The following is a 16,945-nucleotide window of genomic DNA, read 5'->3' on the forward strand; positions in this document are numbered from 1 at the left end:
ATCGCCTCGCGAACAAGTTCGCTCCTACCGGTGAGGCGGTGCACTTCTGGGTTATAGGGTGCGGCGGATGGTCGGGAATTTGCTGCCCGGCCTATAAGCTGTCTTTGGCTAATACCGTGATCCCGGTAGGAGCGAACTTGTTCGCGAGGCGGCAGGCCTGCGTACACAGATGCATCATCTCGCGAACAAGTTCGCTCCTACCGGTGAGGCAGTGCACTTCTGGGTTATAGGGTGCGGCGGATGATCGGGAAATTGCTGCCCGGCCTATAAGCTGTTTATGGCTAATAAAATGATCCCGGTAGGAGCGAACTCGTTCGCGAGGGGCAGGCCTGCTTAAACAGGTCCATCATCTCGCGAACAAGTTCGCTCCTACCGGTGAGGGCGGTGCGTCTCTGGACTATTGTGCCGGAGCAGCTTCAACCGGGGTTTCCTCGGCAGGCATGGGTTCAGCCTGGATCGACTCTGCCGGAGCTGCCGGTGCAGGCACTGGCTGGCTGGATTCAACGGCCGGCGCGGGTGTCGGCTCTGCTGCCGGTGCAGGAGCGGCCGCCGGTGCCGGCTCAACCAATGCCGCCGGTTTTGGCGCTGGCACCGTTTGCTCGGGCACGCCCAAGGCTGCTTTTGGGGTCTCCTTGATATTGGCGGCTTTTTTCGCTTCAGGCGGCATGAAGTTGTCCACCAGCGTAAAGAAGCGATCGTAGAACTTGTCCGACGCAACAGTTTCGCTGGCCACCTTGACCATCGAATCATCGGTGGAACCGATCGGCATCGACACCGAACCCAGCACGCCAACACCCAGGCTGGCAGAATTGTTGGTCTTCTTCAGCGCATAGCGATCCTGAAGGGCGTTGGCAAATACGGTCGAGCTTTTGTCAGTGGTGTCATCAGCAGCGCACACCACGTTGAAGCTGATCTGCATGTGAGTCTCGCCAGTTTGCTGGAAGCTCTTGTTGCCGCTGATCATCTTCGGGTCACTGCTGGTGATGATGTAACCCTGGCTCAGCAAGGCGCGACGGGCTGCTTCGCAGGAGGCTGAATCACTGACCGGGTAAGTCCTCGAAAACGTCCCCGCGTCGTCAAAATTCTCGTGCTCGTAGACTGCGGTTTTTTTCGAGGAACAGCCCGCGATCGCCAACAAGGCAACAGCGCAGCATGCGGTACGAAAGTTAACTAAGTTAGGCATCAAGGATCCTGGGTAGAAACGGTCCGCAAGACGGCGGACTGGAAAACGTCGGTAAGTCTGCAACAAGGCACGCGCAGGATCAACGCGCAGATGGAAAGGATCTTGTTACAAACCGCCACGTCACGGCCTTTCGAGATAGTGGCAAGAGGCCAAATAAATGATCGTTCCAATCACAAATGAATGAAACGATCAAAATTACTTGCCTTTTGTGATCGTTTTAATCATTGTGGATCTCACTAAGAATAAAACGAGAATCCCACCATGCAATTTCGCGGCATTATTCCAGCCCTGGTTACGCCTTTTACCGCTGATCAGCAGGTTGACCACCACGCCCTCCGCGCTCTCGTCGAAAACCTCATTCAAGCAGGTGTGCACGGGCTTTTCGTGCTCGGCACCAATGGTGAGTTCTTCACTCTTTCAGAAGCTGAAAAGCTGGAAATCGCCCGCGTAACCGTTGAGGCGGCGGCGGGTCGAGTGCCGGTGGTGATCGGCACTGGTGCCTTCGCCACCCGTGAAGTGATTGAAATGAACAAAAAAGTGACGGATATAGGCGCAGATGCCCTCTCCGTCATCACGCCCCATTTCAATGCCATCAGCCAGAATGAGCTGATCAGGCACTATGAAACCATCGCTGATGCATCGAGCCTGCCTTTGATGATGTACAACATTCCGGCCAAGACCGGCATGTCCATTGGCATTGGCGCCGTTGCGGCCCTGTATCAACACCCGATGATCAAAGGCATCAAGGACAGCGCCGGTAACTTCGATGCACTCGTACAGATGATGAAATACCGCAGCGACGACTTCGCGGTCTTTGCCGGTACTGACTCGCTGATCTACTGGAACCTGCTGGCTGGTGGCGATGGCGCGATTGCCGCGACCGCCAACGCGGTGCCTGATCTGGTCATGTCGATCTGGAACCACTTTCAGGCGGGCAACCACGGCGCTGCGCGGGTTGCCCAGGAAGCCTTGCGCCCACTGCGCGACGCCTTCGCCATGGGCACCATGCCTGTGGTGCTGAAAAAAGCCACCGAATTGCTCAACCTCCCGGTTGGACCATGTCGCGCCCCCGTGCAGCCACTGGATGCTGCCGCCGTGCAAAAACTGGAAACCCTGCTCGCGGTTTACCGCTGACTCGCCAGGAGATGCGCTGATGTCGACTTATCATTTCCAAACCGTCAAACACGTCATTCACGGCCCTGGTAGCCTTGATCAGCTGAGTGAAAAACTGCCGCTGCTCGATACACCACTGCGCAACGTCGTACTGGTCACGCAAAACGCCATGCACAACCTGGGCGTGACCGAAAAAGTCAGCGCCCAGCTGACAGCCGCCGGTATCGCCGTGCACATGATCGACAACGTCGAAATCGAACCGACGCTGGAAAACATCGAGCGGGTCTTTCGTGAGGACGTTGCACCTCACGCACCCGATGCATTGATCGCCATTGGCGGCGGTAGCGTGCTGGATGCCGCCAAGCTGTTTTCGGTGATGCTGACCAATGACACGCCGCTGCGCGATTTACTCGGTGTCGATAAAGTCAGCCATCCCGGCAAACCCATGGTGCTGGTGCCGACCACTTCGGGCACCGGCTCGGAAGTGACGCCCAACGCCATCGTCACCCTGCCCGACGAAGAACTGAAAATCGGTGTGGTCAGCCGTCACTTGCTGCCCACGCTGGTGATCCTCGATCCACTGCTGACGCTGAGCTTGCCACGCAGCATCACTGCCGCGACCGGCATGGACGCCTTCGTGCATTCGCTGGAGTCGTTCATCTCTACCAAGGCTAACCCGATCAGTGATGCCTTCGCTCTGGAATCCATGCGGTTGATTGCAGGCAGCATCGTTGAGGCCTACCAGCAACCGGATTCGGTCCGCGCACGGGGCGACATGTTGCTCGGTTCGATGTACGGCGGTCTGGCCCTGACCGCAGCAGGCACCGCGGCCGTGCATGCCATGGCCTATCCGCTGGGCGGCAAGTTTCATGTCACCCACGGCGTGGCCAACGCCATGTTGTTGCCACACGTGATGGCCTTCAATCTGGACAGTTGCGCGGAACGTTTGAAACGCGCCGCCTGCGTCTGCGGGGTGGCAGAAGCGCAGGACAGCGATGAAGTTGCCGCGCAAAAGCTGATTCAGCAAATCCGTGAATGGACCGCCACCCTGAACATCCCTCAGGACCTGCGCGAGTTTGGCGTCGGCGAGGAGCACCTGGCTGACATGGCGGTAGCCGCATCAAAAGTCACTCGCTTGATGGCCAACAACCCCAAGGCCCTGAGCCTGACCGACATCGAAACGCTTTACCGGTGCCTGCTGCCATGAGCGCCGCCAACCTGTCGGGCTTGTTGATCATTGCCGACGACTTGTCTGGCGCCGCCGATTGCGCAGCAGGTTTCGCCCGGCGACTGGCGACCGAGATTGTGTTCGACGCACACACTCTCCCATCAAGCGCCGCGGTGGTTGCTGTAGACGTGGATTCGCGACGACTTGATCCGGACGCAGCGGCGAAAGCCAATAGCGCGGTATTGCAGCAGCGTCAGTACGCCAACAGAGCGCTTTACAAGAAAATCGACTCGACGTTGCGCGGTAATGTCGCCAGCGAAATCGCTGCGCTACAGGTACATCGGGGCCTGGCCATCGTCGCCCCGGCCTTCCCTGCCATGGGCCGCACCACGCAAGACTCGGTGCAGTTGGTCAACGGTATCTCAGTGGCCTTGAGCGATGTATGGCGCAATGAACATCTGCTCGGTACCGGCAACCTGCTGGAAAGCCTCAGTGCAGAAGGCTTGCGTTGTGCGGCGATCAATCTCGACACCCTGCGCGACGAAACGGCACTGAGCAACGCACTGGATCAAGCGATGCACAACAAGGTGCAGGCGCTGATTTGTGATGCCCTGACTGACGCGGACCTGCAACGCCTGGCCCGGGCAACAGCGCCGCTGTATCGCCAGTTGTTCTGGGTCGGTTCCGCAGGTCTGGCCCATCATCTGCCAGAGGCTTTGGGTCTGCCCGCCTCTGGCGACATGAACGTACAAGGCCGTGCACCAGTGCTGACCGTGGTCGGCAGCATGTCTCAGCACTCGCAGCAACAGGCCCGGACACTGGCAGAGCACAGTGGCTGTTTCTGCCTGGAAATAAACGCCGCCACGTTGCTCGATCCCGCTCGGCATGAGCAGCGTGAACAGCTGATCACCCTGCTCTATCTGCGGCTGGCCAATGGTGAGGACAGCTTGCTGACCCTGAGTCAGGAAGAACGCGATCCATCCGTCGCGGCCCCACTCAGCAATGCCCTTGCCGAATGGTTGAAACCTGTCATTGCCGTGACGGGCTCGCTGATCGCCACCGGCGGCGAAACCGCCCGGGCCATTCTCACGGCTGCGGGCATCGATCGCCTTGAGGTTCAAGGCGAACTGGCCCCCGGCGTCGTGCTTTCCCGAACCGAAACCGGCTTGAACGTGGTGACCAAAGCCGGCGCTTTCGGCCAACCGGACACCCTGTCAATCGCCTGGCAACAGCTTCATGGCCGCGGCACTTCCAGTACGGTCGCGCCCCACATTAAAAAGGAAATCCATCATGTCTGAACGTCCCGTGATCGGGATCACCATGGGCGATGCCGCCGGTGTGGGTCCGGAAATCATCATGAAAACCCTGGCTCATCAGTCGGTGTACGACAGCTGTCGGCCACTGGTGATCGGGGATGCCAAACGTCTCGAAGACGCCAACCGGATTGTCGGTGGCAGCTTGCGCGTCAACAGCATCGCCTCCCCGGCCAATGCGCGTTTTGAGCTGGGCACCGTGGACTGCATCGATCTGGGCTTGATCCCGGCGGACATGCCCTACGGCAAGCTGTCGGCCGTGGCGGGCAACGCCGCATTTCGCTACATCGAGCGCACTGTGCAATTGACTGAAAGCGGCGAGCTGGATGCGATCTGCACCGCGCCGCTGAACAAGGAAGCGTTGCATGCAGGCGGGCATATTTTCCCCGGACACACGGAAATGCTCGCGCACCTGCTGGGCATCGAGGAAGTCTCGATGATGCTGATGACGCCGACCTTGCGCGTCATTCACGTCACCACCCACATGGGCATCATCGATGCCATCGCCAAAATCGAGCCGGGCCTGGTCAAGCGAACCATCGAGCGCTGCCGGGAAACCCTGACCCGCGCCGGTATCGAAAATCCGCTGATCGCAGTCTGCGGCATCAACCCGCATGCCGGTGAAAACGGCCTGTTCGGTTATGGCGAAGAGGAAACCAAAATCCAGCCCGCCATCGATGAACTGCGCGCCCGCGGCTGGCGTGTGGAAGGTCCGTTGCCTGCTGACACGCTGTTCTTCCGCGCCGGACGCGGCGACTTCGATGCAGTGGTTGCCATGTATCACGACCAGGGCCACGGCCCGGTGAAAGTCATGGGCCTGGAGGCGGGCGTCAACGTCACCGTTGGCTTGCCGGTCATCCGAACCTCGGTTGACCACGGCACCGCGTTCGACATCGCCGGTAAAGGCATCGCCGACGAACGCAGCCTGATCGAAGCCTTGCGCCAGGCCGTTGAGCTGGCAACCCGCAAGCGGGAGACGCGCCAGTCCGTAGCTGTTTAAAACCGCACAATCCCTGAAGTCCTCTGAAACAACGCGCCACAAAAACAACAATGGAGCGAAATGATGGAAACCTTCAACTCGCAGGACACTGCGATCATCATCGGCATGGTCGTCGTTTACATCGTCATTACCACCTGGATGAGTCTGCGACTGCGCAGCAAAACCAGTGAGCAATACATGGTCGCCGCACGAACCATGCCCGCCTTCGTCGTCGGTATTCTGATGATGTCGGAATTCATCGGTGCCAAATCCACGGTCGGTACGGCTCAAGCTGCGTTCGAAAGTGGCTTCGCCGCCTCGTGGTCAGTGATCGCCGCCGCCATTGGCTTTCCGCTGTTCGGCCTGCTCATGGCCCGCAAGCTCTACAACTCGGGCGAGTTCACCATTTCCGGGTTCATCGCCAAGAAGTATGGCAATTCCACCAAGCTGGCCGTGTCGATCATCATGATCTACGCCCTGTTGCTGGTGAACGTCGGTAACTACGTCAGTGGCGCAGCAGCGATTGCTACAGTAATGAAGATCAACCTGCCTACTGCCGCGTTTATCACCGCAGTCATCAGCACCCTGTATTACGTGTTCGGTGGCCTGAAAAGCGTGGCCTATATGAGCATTCTGCACACTGGCGTGAAGTACATCGGCGTGATGATCGTGCTGTATGTGGCCCTGAATTTGACGGGCGGATTCACCCCGGTGATCCAGAACATGCCTGAACACTACTTCACCTGGGACGGCGCCATCGGCGGCTCGAAAATCATGGCGTGGATCATCGGCACTGTCGGCGCGATCTTCTCCACCCAGTTCATCATTCAGGCGATTTCTTCGACGCCGAACTCGAAAGCAGCACAACGCTCGACGTTCTACGCCTCGCTGCTGTGCATCCCGATTGCGCTGGCCCTGGGCTTCATTGGTGTCGCGTCCAAATACCTGCATCCGGACATGGGCAGCCTGTACGCCCTGCCTGTTTTCCTGCAGTCAATGAGTCCGGTTCTCGCGGGCGTAGTGACCATTTCTCTGGTCGCCTCGATCTTCGTCAGTGTCAGCACCGTCGCCCTGGCCATTGCTTCGCTGGTAGTGCGGGACTTCTACGTGCCGATGCGCAAGCCATCGGTGGATCGCGAACTCAAGGCCACACGTTTTATCGCGCTGATCATCGGCTTTGTACCGCTGTTCTTTGTGTTCTTCGTGCCTGAAATCCTCAACCTGTCGTTCTTCACCCGTGCGCTACGCCTGTCCATCGCCGTCGTGGCCATGATCGCCATTTATCTGCCGTTCTTCGGCTCGGGCCGTGGCGCGACCCTGGGCCTGATCGCCTCGTCCATCACGACCAGCGTCTGGTACCTGCTGGATAACCCGTACGGCATCGATAACATGTACATCGCCCTGATCACCCCGGCCATCGTCATTGCCGTGGAGCGTCTGTTCCCGCAAGCGATCGCTCGCAATCAGGATAAATCCGGCAACGACAAACAAGGGATTTCCCATGCCAATCAGTGAGCAACGTCAGGACGCCTTTCTGCCAACGCCTTATGCGCAGAACCATGCCGCGAACCTGCATGAACTGGAAGACGGCACGGTGCTGTGCACCTGGTTCGCCGGAACCCAGGAAGGTATGGCCGACATTTTCGTGCTGCTTTCGTGCCGCGATCCGCAGACCGGTGTCTGGAGCGAACCGGAGAAACTGTCTCAGGATGACACTCGCTCCGAGCAGAACCCGATCCTGTTTCAGGCCCCGCAAGGTCCTTTGTGGTTGATCTGGACTGCGCAGATTTCCGGCAATCAGGAGACGGCGATCATTCGCCGTCGCCTGTCTGAAGATCAAGGCAAAACCTGGGGCCCGGTGGAAACCCTGTTCGATGAGCCGGGCACCTTTGTGCGCCAACCTCCGGTGGTGCTGGATAACGGCGACTGGCTGTTGCCGGTCTGGTATTGCATCACCCTGCCCGGCGAAAAATGGATCGGTAATCACGACGTCAGCGCGGTGATGATTTCCAGCGATCAAGGGCAAAGCTGGTCGCGCCATGACGTCCCGGACAGCACTGGCGCTGTGCACATGAACGTTCATCAGCTGGCCGACGGCAGCTTGCTCGGCCTGTTTCGTAGCCGCTGGGCTGACTCGATCTACAGCAGCCGCTCGACGGATCGCGGCCGAAGCTGGAGTGCACCGGTTGCCACGGAACTGCCCAACAACAACTCTTCGATCCAGTTCGTGCGGCTCAACACTGGCGAACTGGCGCTGGTCTACAACCCGGTCAGCGCCGAGGGCCACAGCCAGCGCCGGGCGTCGCTGTACGACGAAATCGAAGATGAAGGCGACGATCGCGTGACACCGGGGCAGAGCGCAGATGGCAAGAGCGCCGTGTGGGGCATCCCTCGCGCGCCCATGAGCCTGGCGCTGTCCCATGATGACGGACAAAGCTGGCCGGTGCGCCTGGACCTGGAGTTGGGGGATGGTTTCTGCCTGACCAACAACTCTCAGGAAAAGCTCAATCGCGAATTCTCCTACCCGAGCATCATTCAGGCCCGGGATGGCAGCCTGCATGTGGCGTTCACGTACTTCCGGCAGAAGATCAAACATGTGCATTTGCCGTTGGCGGCCGTGCGCTGAATCAAACAAAAAAATTCATTGAATGGATGCGATTTATATGTGGGAGCGGTGCTTGCCCGCGATTGAAGCGCCGCGGTTCCCTGGACAAACCGAGGTGCCTGAATCGCGGGCAAGCACCGCTCCCACAAGAAACCGAGTTAGCCGCGATTGCGCGGCGCCTGTGAAGGAGCAGCACTTCTCATGACTAATCCTAGAAAAACCGCCGTACTGACCGGCGTTAGTTCCGGCATCGGCATGGCCATCGCTCAGCGCCTGTTGGCCGAAGGCTGGCGCGTGCATGGTCTGAGTCGACGCCCTGCCAACATCGACCACCCTCTCTTTAACTGGACTGAATGCGACCTGAGCGATTTGCACGCGCTTGAACAAGCCTTGCAGTCCATAGACACGCTGGACGCCATTGTTCACGCGGCAGGTTTCATGCGCACAGCGCCGCTGGGCCGGTTGAAACCGGACGACGGACAGGCCATGTGGCAGGTTCACGTCGCGGCGGCCAGCCATCTGGTCAATACCCTGCATGGCAGACTGCGTCCCGGCGCGAGAATCGTGATGATCGGCAGCCGCACCATGCAAGGTGCCCATGGACGCAGCCAATACGCGGCAACAAAGGCGGCGTTGCAAGGCATGGTGCGTTCCTGGGCCATGGAGCTGGCGCTCAACGGCATCACCGCCAACCTGATCGCCCCCGGCGCGACGGAAACCCCGATGTTGCTGGACCCGGCCCGCAGCGGCACTCCGCCCAATAAACCGCCGATTGGACGGTTTGTGCAGCCGTCTGAGGTAGCAGGCATGGCGGCGTTCTTGCTCGGACCGGACGCAGGTGCAATAACCGGGCAAAGTCTGGTGATCTGCGGCGGCGCCTCGCTATAGACTCGCCGGTTCTGCGGTTGCATTGCACCGCTGTTTAATGTGATAACCCCTTCCTCCTCGTTCATTACCAAGGCTGTTCATGAAAGTCGCAAATCGCCGTCAATCGATACTGGAACTGGTCCTTTCAGGAAAGTCGAACGTCGATGAACTGTGCGCCCAACTGGGCGTATCGGAAGCAACAGTCCGCCGGGATCTCACCGCGCTGGCTGAAGAAGGCCTGGTCATTCGCACCTATGGCGGCGCGGCCCACGTGGGCATGCGCGAGCCGGAAACCTCGGTGGAAGAACGCCGCCAGCAGCACAGCCAGGAAAAGACCGTCATCGCCCGGGCTGCACTCGCGCATATTCAGGATCACGACACGCTGTTCGTTGAAGGCGGCACCACCACCAGCGCGCTGGCTCAGCTCCTCAATCAGCGCCGCGGGTTGCATGTCATCACCAACAACCTCATGGCCCTGGCGGATCTGGCATTGATTCCCGAAGGCCGTATCACGGTGCTCGGCGGTGATTTGCGCAGTGCGAGCATGTCGACCTATGGTGTGACGGCCCAGGCTGCCCTTGAGCACCTGAGCGCCGACAAAGTATTCCTGAGTGCCGATGGCGTAGTGGCCGAACTGGGTTTGTGCGAAGCCAGCGCCGAGCAGGCATACCTCAAAGAAACCATGATCGCCCGCGCCGCCCACATCTATGTACTGGCCGACGCCACCAAACTTGGACGCGCACGCCAGCAACACTGGACGCCGCTGCGTCAGCCCTGGACGCTGATCACCCACGAAATGGATGACCCGTCGTTGTTGGCACCCTTTCAGGCGCGGCGCTCTATTACGGTTGAAGTTGTCAGGCTTTGATGTTGAAACAGGTGGATAGTCCAGGACACTGATCGAGTCAGCACACAGCCCTGTTAAAAATTCTGCGTTTTAAACGACTGCCCTCTGAAAAACCCCTCCTTCCGACTGCAAACATGAGCACATTAGCGGCTCTGGACAGCAGCGCCATTTCGCCTGGATCCCTCGATTAATCCTCTCATAACTCCCGCGCAAAATAGTCATATTTACAGCGTCAAAATACCGTGCAAACTCATCGAAAAGCCCGGTCTAGGGCTTCCGACAAACGGTAAGGAACTTCTTTAAAGTTAAATGAAGCATGGGCGAATAAGTAGATATCGTTATGCCATCACTCATTTGCGGCGTGATCGAGGTGAGCATCCGCTCTCGGTAAATAAAACATTTAAAGGCCAAGGAGCGGCTTTACCCAAGGATCGACAGCATGCTCAATAAACTCAGCATTTCGCAAAAGCTCTACTTCAGCTTCTTTATCATCATCGCTTTGATCGCCGTGCTGGTAGGAAGCGCTTATCGAGGATTTGAAGAAGTTGAGGACGCCACCAACAGTAACGTCCATACCTATCTGGTTCTCAGTGAAGCACAGCTCGCTCTTGAGCAATTGATCAATATCGAAACCGGCATGCGCGGCTTCGTCATCGCCTCAAAGGATGCCTTTTTAGAACCTTTAGTAGCAGGCGAGCAAAAATTCAACGAAAAACTTGAATCACTTAAACGCCTGACCGCCGATAATCCGGAACAACAACGGCGTTTGACCTCTCTGGGGGACACCCAGAAGCGCTGGCTCGAAGAAGATATCAAACCGATCATTGCTTTACGCCGTGATCTGACAGCGCGCAGTCAGCCCGACGATGAGCTGGACAAGCGCATTACGGCCGGCGCTGACAAAGCCAAAATGGACAGCATGCGCGCGACGCTGGCGGAAATCAGCGCTACCGAAAACAAGCTGTTGGCGATAAGAAGCCAGAACATGGTTGATGCCAAGCATTTCGCACTGATGGTCCTCGTCTACGGTGGCATCGGCGCAGCGGTGCTCGCACTGATTCTGGCATCCGTGCTGGGCCGCAGCACCACCAAACGCTTGCAACTGGCAATCGATGCCGCCACGGCCATCGCTAACGGCAAGCTGGACACCGTGATCGACACCAGCAGCCACGACGAACTGCCAAAAGCCTTTGACCGCATGCAGAATCGCCTGCGCGAAATGATTCAGCAGATCAGCCAGGCTGCGAACCAACTGGTCGTCGCTGTTCAACAGATCTCCGGTGCATCTGAACAGTTGTCCGGGGCTATTCAGGAACAATCCACGTCTGCTTCGATGATGGCCGCCACTATCGAAGAACTGACGGTCAGCATTCATCACGTGTCCGAGAATGCCAACGAAGCCCATGAAATCGCCAGTCGGTCGGGTCAGCAATCGAAAGACGGCGCCCAGGTCATCGAAGGTACTCTTTCAAGCATGAACGGTATCGCCCGGACCGTGCAGCACTCTTCGGCACAAGTAGCCGACCTCGGCCAGCATTCCGAACATATCTCGTCGATCATCAGCGTTATCCAGGGCATTGCCGATCAGACCAACCTCCTGGCGCTCAACGCAGCCATTGAAGCTGCTCGTGCAGGTGAACAAGGTCGCGGCTTCGCGGTGGTAGCCGATGAAGTGCGCTTGCTGGCACAGAACACCGGCAAGTCGACCAAGGAAATCGCCGGCATGATCGAGAAGATTCAGGCGGGTGTGCGGGAGACGGTTGAAAGCATGCGCGGTGGTGTCCAGGAAGTGAACGAAGGCGTAGAAATGGCCGGCACTGCCGGACAGGCAATCGTCGAGATCCGCGACAGCTCAAACAAAGTGCTGCAGGTGGTCGACCAGATCTCCTTCGCATTGCGCGAACAAACCGCTGCCAGCCAGGATGTGGCACGCAACGTTGAACGCTCGGCGCAAATGGCTGAACAGAACAATATGTCTGTTCAGGAACTGCTCAAGACCAGCGGAGGCCTACAGACCCTCGCCAGCAGCCTGCAACGTGAAGTGGGTAAATTCCAGCTGTAGGTCGACAACAGGATCGTTTGATTGACGAGATATTCGGTAAGCGCTCCATAAACGCCACATTCAAACCCACCACCTGATTACGGATGCTGTGCTCCCGAATCGCTTTCTGGAGCCCATCCGTCACGGTGCGACCCGATGCCAAAGTCGAAAGGTCTACCTGTACCCCAAACCAGTCGACTTCCGAAAATCCATTGACGGCCTGGCTGCGCTGGTCGAGCTGGATATCAAGGTGGCAGTATTCGATCCGGTGCGTTTCGTTTTCCTCAACAAGCCGTGTACCGCGTGAAGATTTTGTACTGGGCCAGGTCCTCACTCACACCGACAGCAAAGGCCAGATCACGCGGCTGTTCCGCAACGCCCATGGTTTACCCACCCGGCGCGAGGACGCCAAGGGCGAGGCCGTTGCCTACCAGTAAGACAACGCCATTCGCCTTGTCGCCTTGACCAACGAAAACAACGCCACCCACAACTTTGCCTACGACAACGTCAACTTCTTGATCGAAGAAAGGTGCATCGACAACCTCGGCCGCCGCTTCAGCTACAACCTTGACAGGCACCTGACACAGGTCGAGGAAATTGGCTACAGTGAAAAAGGCGAACATCCGCACCGCAGCACTCACCTCGAGCGCGACCCGATTGGTCGATAGCTGGCCAGACTGAACGACGACGCGCGTCAGGACAGCGTATACGGCGACGGCTACCGGTTGCTGTCTTTTGAGCGCAAACCGACGGATATCGGCGTCACCGCTGAAAAGATCGACTTCGTCCAAGACCTGCTGGGTCGCCTCGGCAAAGAAACCACCCCCCAAGGCGCACTGGCCTAAGAGTACGATCCGCTCAGCAATCTGACCACGCTGACCCTGCCCACCGGTCAGCACCTGAATCACCTGTATTACGGCAGCGGTCACCTGCACCAATTGAACTTCGACGGCCAGTTGATCAGCGACATGGAAAGGGACGATCTGTACCGCGAGATTTACCGTTCCCCAGGCAAGCTGACCAGTTGCTTCGGCTACGACAACATGGGTCGCAAGGCCTGGCAGTACGCGACTACCCTGCCCGCTGAAAAACTTTCACAGTTCCAGAACCAGCTAATAAAGCCAAAGCGTTACGTCGAGCACGCCTACAACTCTATTCACCGCCGCTCCGAATACGGTAAAGCCGGCGAGCTGAGCCGCACCCTCGACAAGCTGCGCGGCGAAACCCAGTACGAATAAGAGGCCTAGGGCAACCTGAAAGAGAAAACTGTCGGCATAGTACGCTGGCAGACCTTCACCTACGACTGCGAAAACCGCCTGGTCAAAACTGCGACCATGGCTGACACACAGGTGGAAAGCACAAGCAGCTATCAGTAAGACAGTCTGGGCAGGCGAGTCGCCAGACAGTCGGAGATCAAAGGCCAGACCGAGCACAAACGCTTACTCTGGCAAGGCCTGCGGATGCTCCGTGAAGAAAATCCCGGCCAGAAAAGCCTGTGTATCTAACAGCCCGACAGCTATGCACCCCTTGGCCAGTGTGGATGAAAAAGAAGGCGAGGTAGAGAACAAGGTTTACTACTTCCACACCGACCACATCGGCACACCGCTGGAAATGACCGATGCCGATGGGCAGATCTTCTGGCAGGCCAAGTACCGAAAAAGCGGATGATGAATGAGGTCGATCAGACCTGCGGTTTCAGGGGCAGTATTTTGATGCCGAGACGGGACCGCACTACAACACGTTTCGGTATTATGACCCGGAGATTGGGCGGTTTACTAAGTAGGATCCGATTGGGTTGGCTGGGGGAGTAAATCTTTACGAATATGTACCAAACCCGGCGGCATGGGTTGATCCTTGGGGGTGAGAATGTTGCAGTACCGCCAGAAGAGGGTATTGGAAAGCAGAAGCGAAGACACCAACTCGAGGTGACTTCCGAGATAATATGGCTCTTATGGAAAAAGGCCAAGCTCCCAGAATTAAGGTTGAAGTGGATGATTGCAAGACGCTTGACATAACTGAAAAACCATATTCATATAACTTCATAATAATGAGATCCCACAGTGCATAGGAGGGGCCGGGGCACATAAAAAAATTCTAACTTGCTACCTCTCACGCCATCGGAGCATGAAGCAGTCCGATCCATAGACACGTGCAATCTAATTTAATCAATATAGTTAAGGGAGTAGACGCATGACAGAAATAAACTCAGACTCAATAAGAGACTTAGTTAACTCCACAACTTACAACACAATAGTGGATGCGTTAAAAAAGGAATTAGGAATTAGTGTATTTGACGATGACAAGGACATACTGTGTAGTTTTGATACCCGTTCTGTCAACAGATCAGGCCTGGAGCTGGCAACACTTGAGAAACTGATCTCCGAAAACAGTAAAGAACTGATTCTTTACTCTATAAATAAGCATAGGGCTATGAATGGGATCCAAGAGAACCAAGAGTATTCACACGGAGAAGAGCCAGAAGAGGTCGAGAAAGATTCAAACATTGTGAGCAAAGGGTATGCGCCAGGATTTGTGCTTGCTAATGCGATCGAATATCTACTAGACGAAACAGGCCAAAAAGAACTTGAAGCTTATTTAAAAGCTTCTCGCATTCCGGGCGCAAAAAAGTATGCAAAAAAAATTGCCACATTCAAGATCCAAAACCAATAAAAACCACCAAAGATTCTTCGACTAATAAACTGGGATGCAACCAACAATCTAGCTATTACTCGATAGTTGGTCCCATGCACACCTAGCAGTTGCCATTTAGACCTTAGAGAACATTGCCAGCAGTCAGGTCGAGAGCACCAGCAGCTATCGGTACGGCAGTCTGGACAGGCGGGTCGCCAAACCGTCGGAGATTAAAGGCCAGACGAGCACAAACGCTTCCTCTGGCAAGGCCTGCAGATGCTCCGTGGAGAGAGTCCCGCCCAGACAAGCCTGTATATCTACCAACCCGACAGCTATGCGTCCCTTGGCCCGTGTGGATGAAAATGAAGGCGAGGTAGAGAACAAGGTTTTATACTTCCACACGGACCAGATCGGCACACCGCTGGAAATGACTGATGCCGACGGGCAGATCGTCTGGCAGGTCAAGTACCGGCCTTGGGGTGCGGTTGAATAGCGGGGGGGGGAATGAGGTCGAGCAGACCTGCGGTTTCAGTGGCAGTATTTTGATGCCGAGACGGGACCGCTACAATACGTTTCGGTATTATGACACGGAGACTGGGCGGTTTATTACGCAGGATCCGATTGGGTTGGCAGGAGAGTTGAATTTCTACACTGATGGGCCTAAACCTCTTACATATTGCCCCGTGGGGATTGACTGAAACTTATATTTACTGACGGAACGACATCCTATATTTGGAAAGGCTCCGGAGTAAGGGCGACCAGGTCCATGGCAGCATAAGCCAATGAAAGTGCAAACCCGACTCCGTTTGCCCATACTGATTTTGGAGACAGCTAATTTTGGTTTATGGTGGAGCGTCGATTGATGGAAAAATATGATGCGTGTGCATCTAATGCTTTGCCAATGCCTCATTAAAAACTCGCTTGGCAAAAAAAATCATGAAGCGACCTCCATTAAAACGTAAAAAAGTCAACAAAATCGCCAATAAATCAGATAAGTAGTTTAAATCTCTAAAGGGAGTGGAAGAATATAAAATGAAAAAATACTCCTATAACGAAAATATTGATGCATTTGAAATATCGGAATATTTTTTGTTGGAAGGTTTAAAGCAGGCACAAAAAAAAGACCACAGAAATATCAGAATCATGAGAGATAACTCTGTCGCCAGTTCAACCGTACTGGACTTGAGCCCACTCGCGTCTAGTGAATCAGTAGAAACGCTCAATATTTCGCAAGACATCAACCTGAAAAAGGTTGATTTCTCACCACTCTATACATGCTCCTCTTTAAAAGCGTTGACAATTTCTTATCTGAAAGACGTGTTAGACTTTTCAAAGCTTACTTCGCTGAAAACGCTATACATTATGAAAGCACACGACAAAATAGAAAGCTTACACATCAGCAATGTCAGTGACTTATTACTCGCGGGTATAAAAAATAAAGACCTGACCTTTCTGTTGGCGCCAAAACTCGAAACGCTAAGGGTCAGTGGAGGCAATCTAGAGTCGCTCGAAGGTTTAAAAGCAAGTAAAACTCTTGGCGATATTGAAATAAGTCACTGCGCCAAACTTATTGACGTCAGCCAATTAAACGAACTCACCGAACTAAAAAAACTCTCCATAGAAAAATGCAAGCACATCAGCGATTATTCATTTCTCTCTGGCAATAATGCGCTGGAAACATTTTTTGCATCAGAACTAGACTCACTCAACTTCATCCCAAACCTAAAGAAAATTCAGTTCGTAAAATTCTGGGAAGTCAAAGATGGTGACTTGCAACCGTTGCTAAATTCGAAGACGCTAAGGCGTGTTGATTTTTTCCCACAGAAGAAAAATTATACGCATTCCAAAGAAGAAATTAACAATCTAATTCAACGCTAGCCCCAAACGTGCACACTACTATTTCTATAGACAAGAAGCGTCGGGCGCATCATAAATTATTGCGTATGTGAATTTTAAAATCGATATTGTCTTATCCATAAAGCTGACGAATATGTCTTAAGACGGCCTCAAACGTTTCTTCAGACTGCGCATCAATACAGAAGAAGCTACCAAAGTCTTCAGTGGTATAACCGAAAGAACAGGACCAGAGCTCACTGAGCCCTGCTTCACCGTAAACTCTAAAATCGGTGGCTTCACCGCTAATTAATTTTTTACTCAACCTGTCTAAATCAAACTGAAAAAGTCAAGTCCTTCGTCGC

General features: G+C 55.4%; 13 protein-coding genes and 2 pseudogenes. 14 read left to right on the top strand and 1 reads right to left on the bottom strand.

The window, feature by feature from the left end; translation table 11 throughout:
• Window positions 1-397 precede the first annotated feature (397 nt).
• Window positions 398-1,183 (bottom strand): DUF2242 domain-containing protein, encoded by a 786-nt coding sequence (locus tag H8S59_RS05655; protein ID WP_187520776.1) that lies wholly within the window; start codon window positions 1,181-1,183, stop codon window positions 398-400.
• 261 nt (window positions 1,184-1,444) lie between these two features.
• Between H8S59_RS05655 and dapA the strand changes: the two genes are divergently transcribed.
• The 14 genes and pseudogenes from dapA to H8S59_RS05730 all read left to right on the top strand — a co-directional run bounded on the left by dapA (window position 1,445) and on the right by H8S59_RS05730 (window position 16,625).
• Window positions 1,445-2,317 carry a 4-hydroxy-tetrahydrodipicolinate synthase gene (gene dapA / locus H8S59_RS05660; RefSeq protein WP_187520777.1) on the top strand — a complete coding sequence of 291 codons (873 nt, stop codon included), beginning with the start codon at window positions 1,445-1,447 and terminating at the stop codon, window positions 2,315-2,317.
• Window positions 2,318-2,333: 16 nt separating this feature from the next.
• Window positions 2,334-3,503: an iron-containing alcohol dehydrogenase gene (locus tag H8S59_RS05665; RefSeq protein WP_187520812.1), complete on the top strand. Its 1,170-nt coding sequence runs from the start codon at window positions 2,334-2,336 to the stop codon at window positions 3,501-3,503.
• Window positions 3,500-4,762, top strand: a complete 1,263-nt coding sequence (locus tag H8S59_RS05670; RefSeq protein WP_187520778.1) for a four-carbon acid sugar kinase family protein — start codon at window positions 3,500-3,502, stop codon at window positions 4,760-4,762. The genes H8S59_RS05665 and H8S59_RS05670 overlap by 4 nt, the downstream gene beginning before the upstream one ends.
• Window positions 4,755-5,777, top strand: coding sequence for a 4-hydroxythreonine-4-phosphate dehydrogenase PdxA (pdxA, locus tag H8S59_RS05675; RefSeq protein ID WP_095093369.1), 1,023 nt, complete (start codon window positions 4,755-4,757; stop codon window positions 5,775-5,777). Before H8S59_RS05670 ends, pdxA begins: the two co-directional genes overlap by 8 nt.
• Window positions 5,778-5,840: 63 nt before the next feature.
• Window positions 5,841-7,271, top strand: coding sequence for a sodium:solute symporter family protein (locus tag H8S59_RS05680; protein ID WP_095093370.1), 1,431 nt, complete (start codon window positions 5,841-5,843; stop codon window positions 7,269-7,271).
• Entirely contained in the window at window positions 7,258-8,382 is a 1,125-nt protein-coding gene (locus H8S59_RS05685; protein WP_187520779.1) for a sialidase family protein, read from the top strand. Before H8S59_RS05680 ends, H8S59_RS05685 begins: the two co-directional genes overlap by 14 nt.
• A 180-nt stretch (window positions 8,383-8,562) precedes the next feature.
• Entirely contained in the window at window positions 8,563-9,249 is a 687-nt protein-coding gene (locus H8S59_RS05690; RefSeq protein WP_187520780.1) for an SDR family NAD(P)-dependent oxidoreductase, read from the top strand.
• 79 nt (window positions 9,250-9,328) lie between these two features.
• Window positions 9,329-10,096, top strand: coding sequence for a DeoR/GlpR family DNA-binding transcription regulator (locus tag H8S59_RS05695; protein WP_187520781.1), 768 nt, complete (start codon window positions 9,329-9,331; stop codon window positions 10,094-10,096).
• Between the two features lie 418 nt (window positions 10,097-10,514).
• Window positions 10,515-12,137 (top strand): methyl-accepting chemotaxis protein, encoded by a 1,623-nt coding sequence (locus H8S59_RS05700; RefSeq protein ID WP_187520782.1) that lies wholly within the window; start codon window positions 10,515-10,517, stop codon window positions 12,135-12,137.
• An 88-nt stretch (window positions 12,138-12,225) separates the two neighbouring features.
• Window positions 12,226-12,423, top strand: coding sequence for an IS66 family insertion sequence element accessory protein TnpB (tnpB, locus tag H8S59_RS27140; RefSeq protein WP_187520783.1), 198 nt, complete (start codon window positions 12,226-12,228; stop codon window positions 12,421-12,423).
• Between the two features lie 7 nt (window positions 12,424-12,430).
• Window positions 12,431-13,977 (top strand): annotated as a pseudogene (locus tag H8S59_RS26940) (RHS repeat domain-containing protein); the annotation flags it as partial.
• 329 nt (window positions 13,978-14,306) lie between these two features.
• Window positions 14,307-14,786, top strand: coding sequence for a hypothetical protein (locus H8S59_RS05720; protein ID WP_187520784.1), 480 nt, complete (start codon window positions 14,307-14,309; stop codon window positions 14,784-14,786).
• 106 nt (window positions 14,787-14,892) lie between these two features.
• Window positions 14,893-15,415 (top strand): annotated as a pseudogene (locus H8S59_RS05725) (RHS repeat domain-containing protein); the annotation flags it as partial.
• Between the two features lie 364 nt (window positions 15,416-15,779).
• Window positions 15,780-16,625, top strand: coding sequence for a toxin (locus tag H8S59_RS05730; RefSeq protein WP_187520785.1), 846 nt, complete (start codon window positions 15,780-15,782; stop codon window positions 16,623-16,625).
• Window positions 16,626-16,945 lie beyond the last annotated feature (320 nt).

This window comes from Pseudomonas folii, assembly GCF_014357575.1.
Lineage (GTDB): Bacteria > Pseudomonadota > Gammaproteobacteria > Pseudomonadales > Pseudomonadaceae > Aquipseudomonas > Aquipseudomonas folii.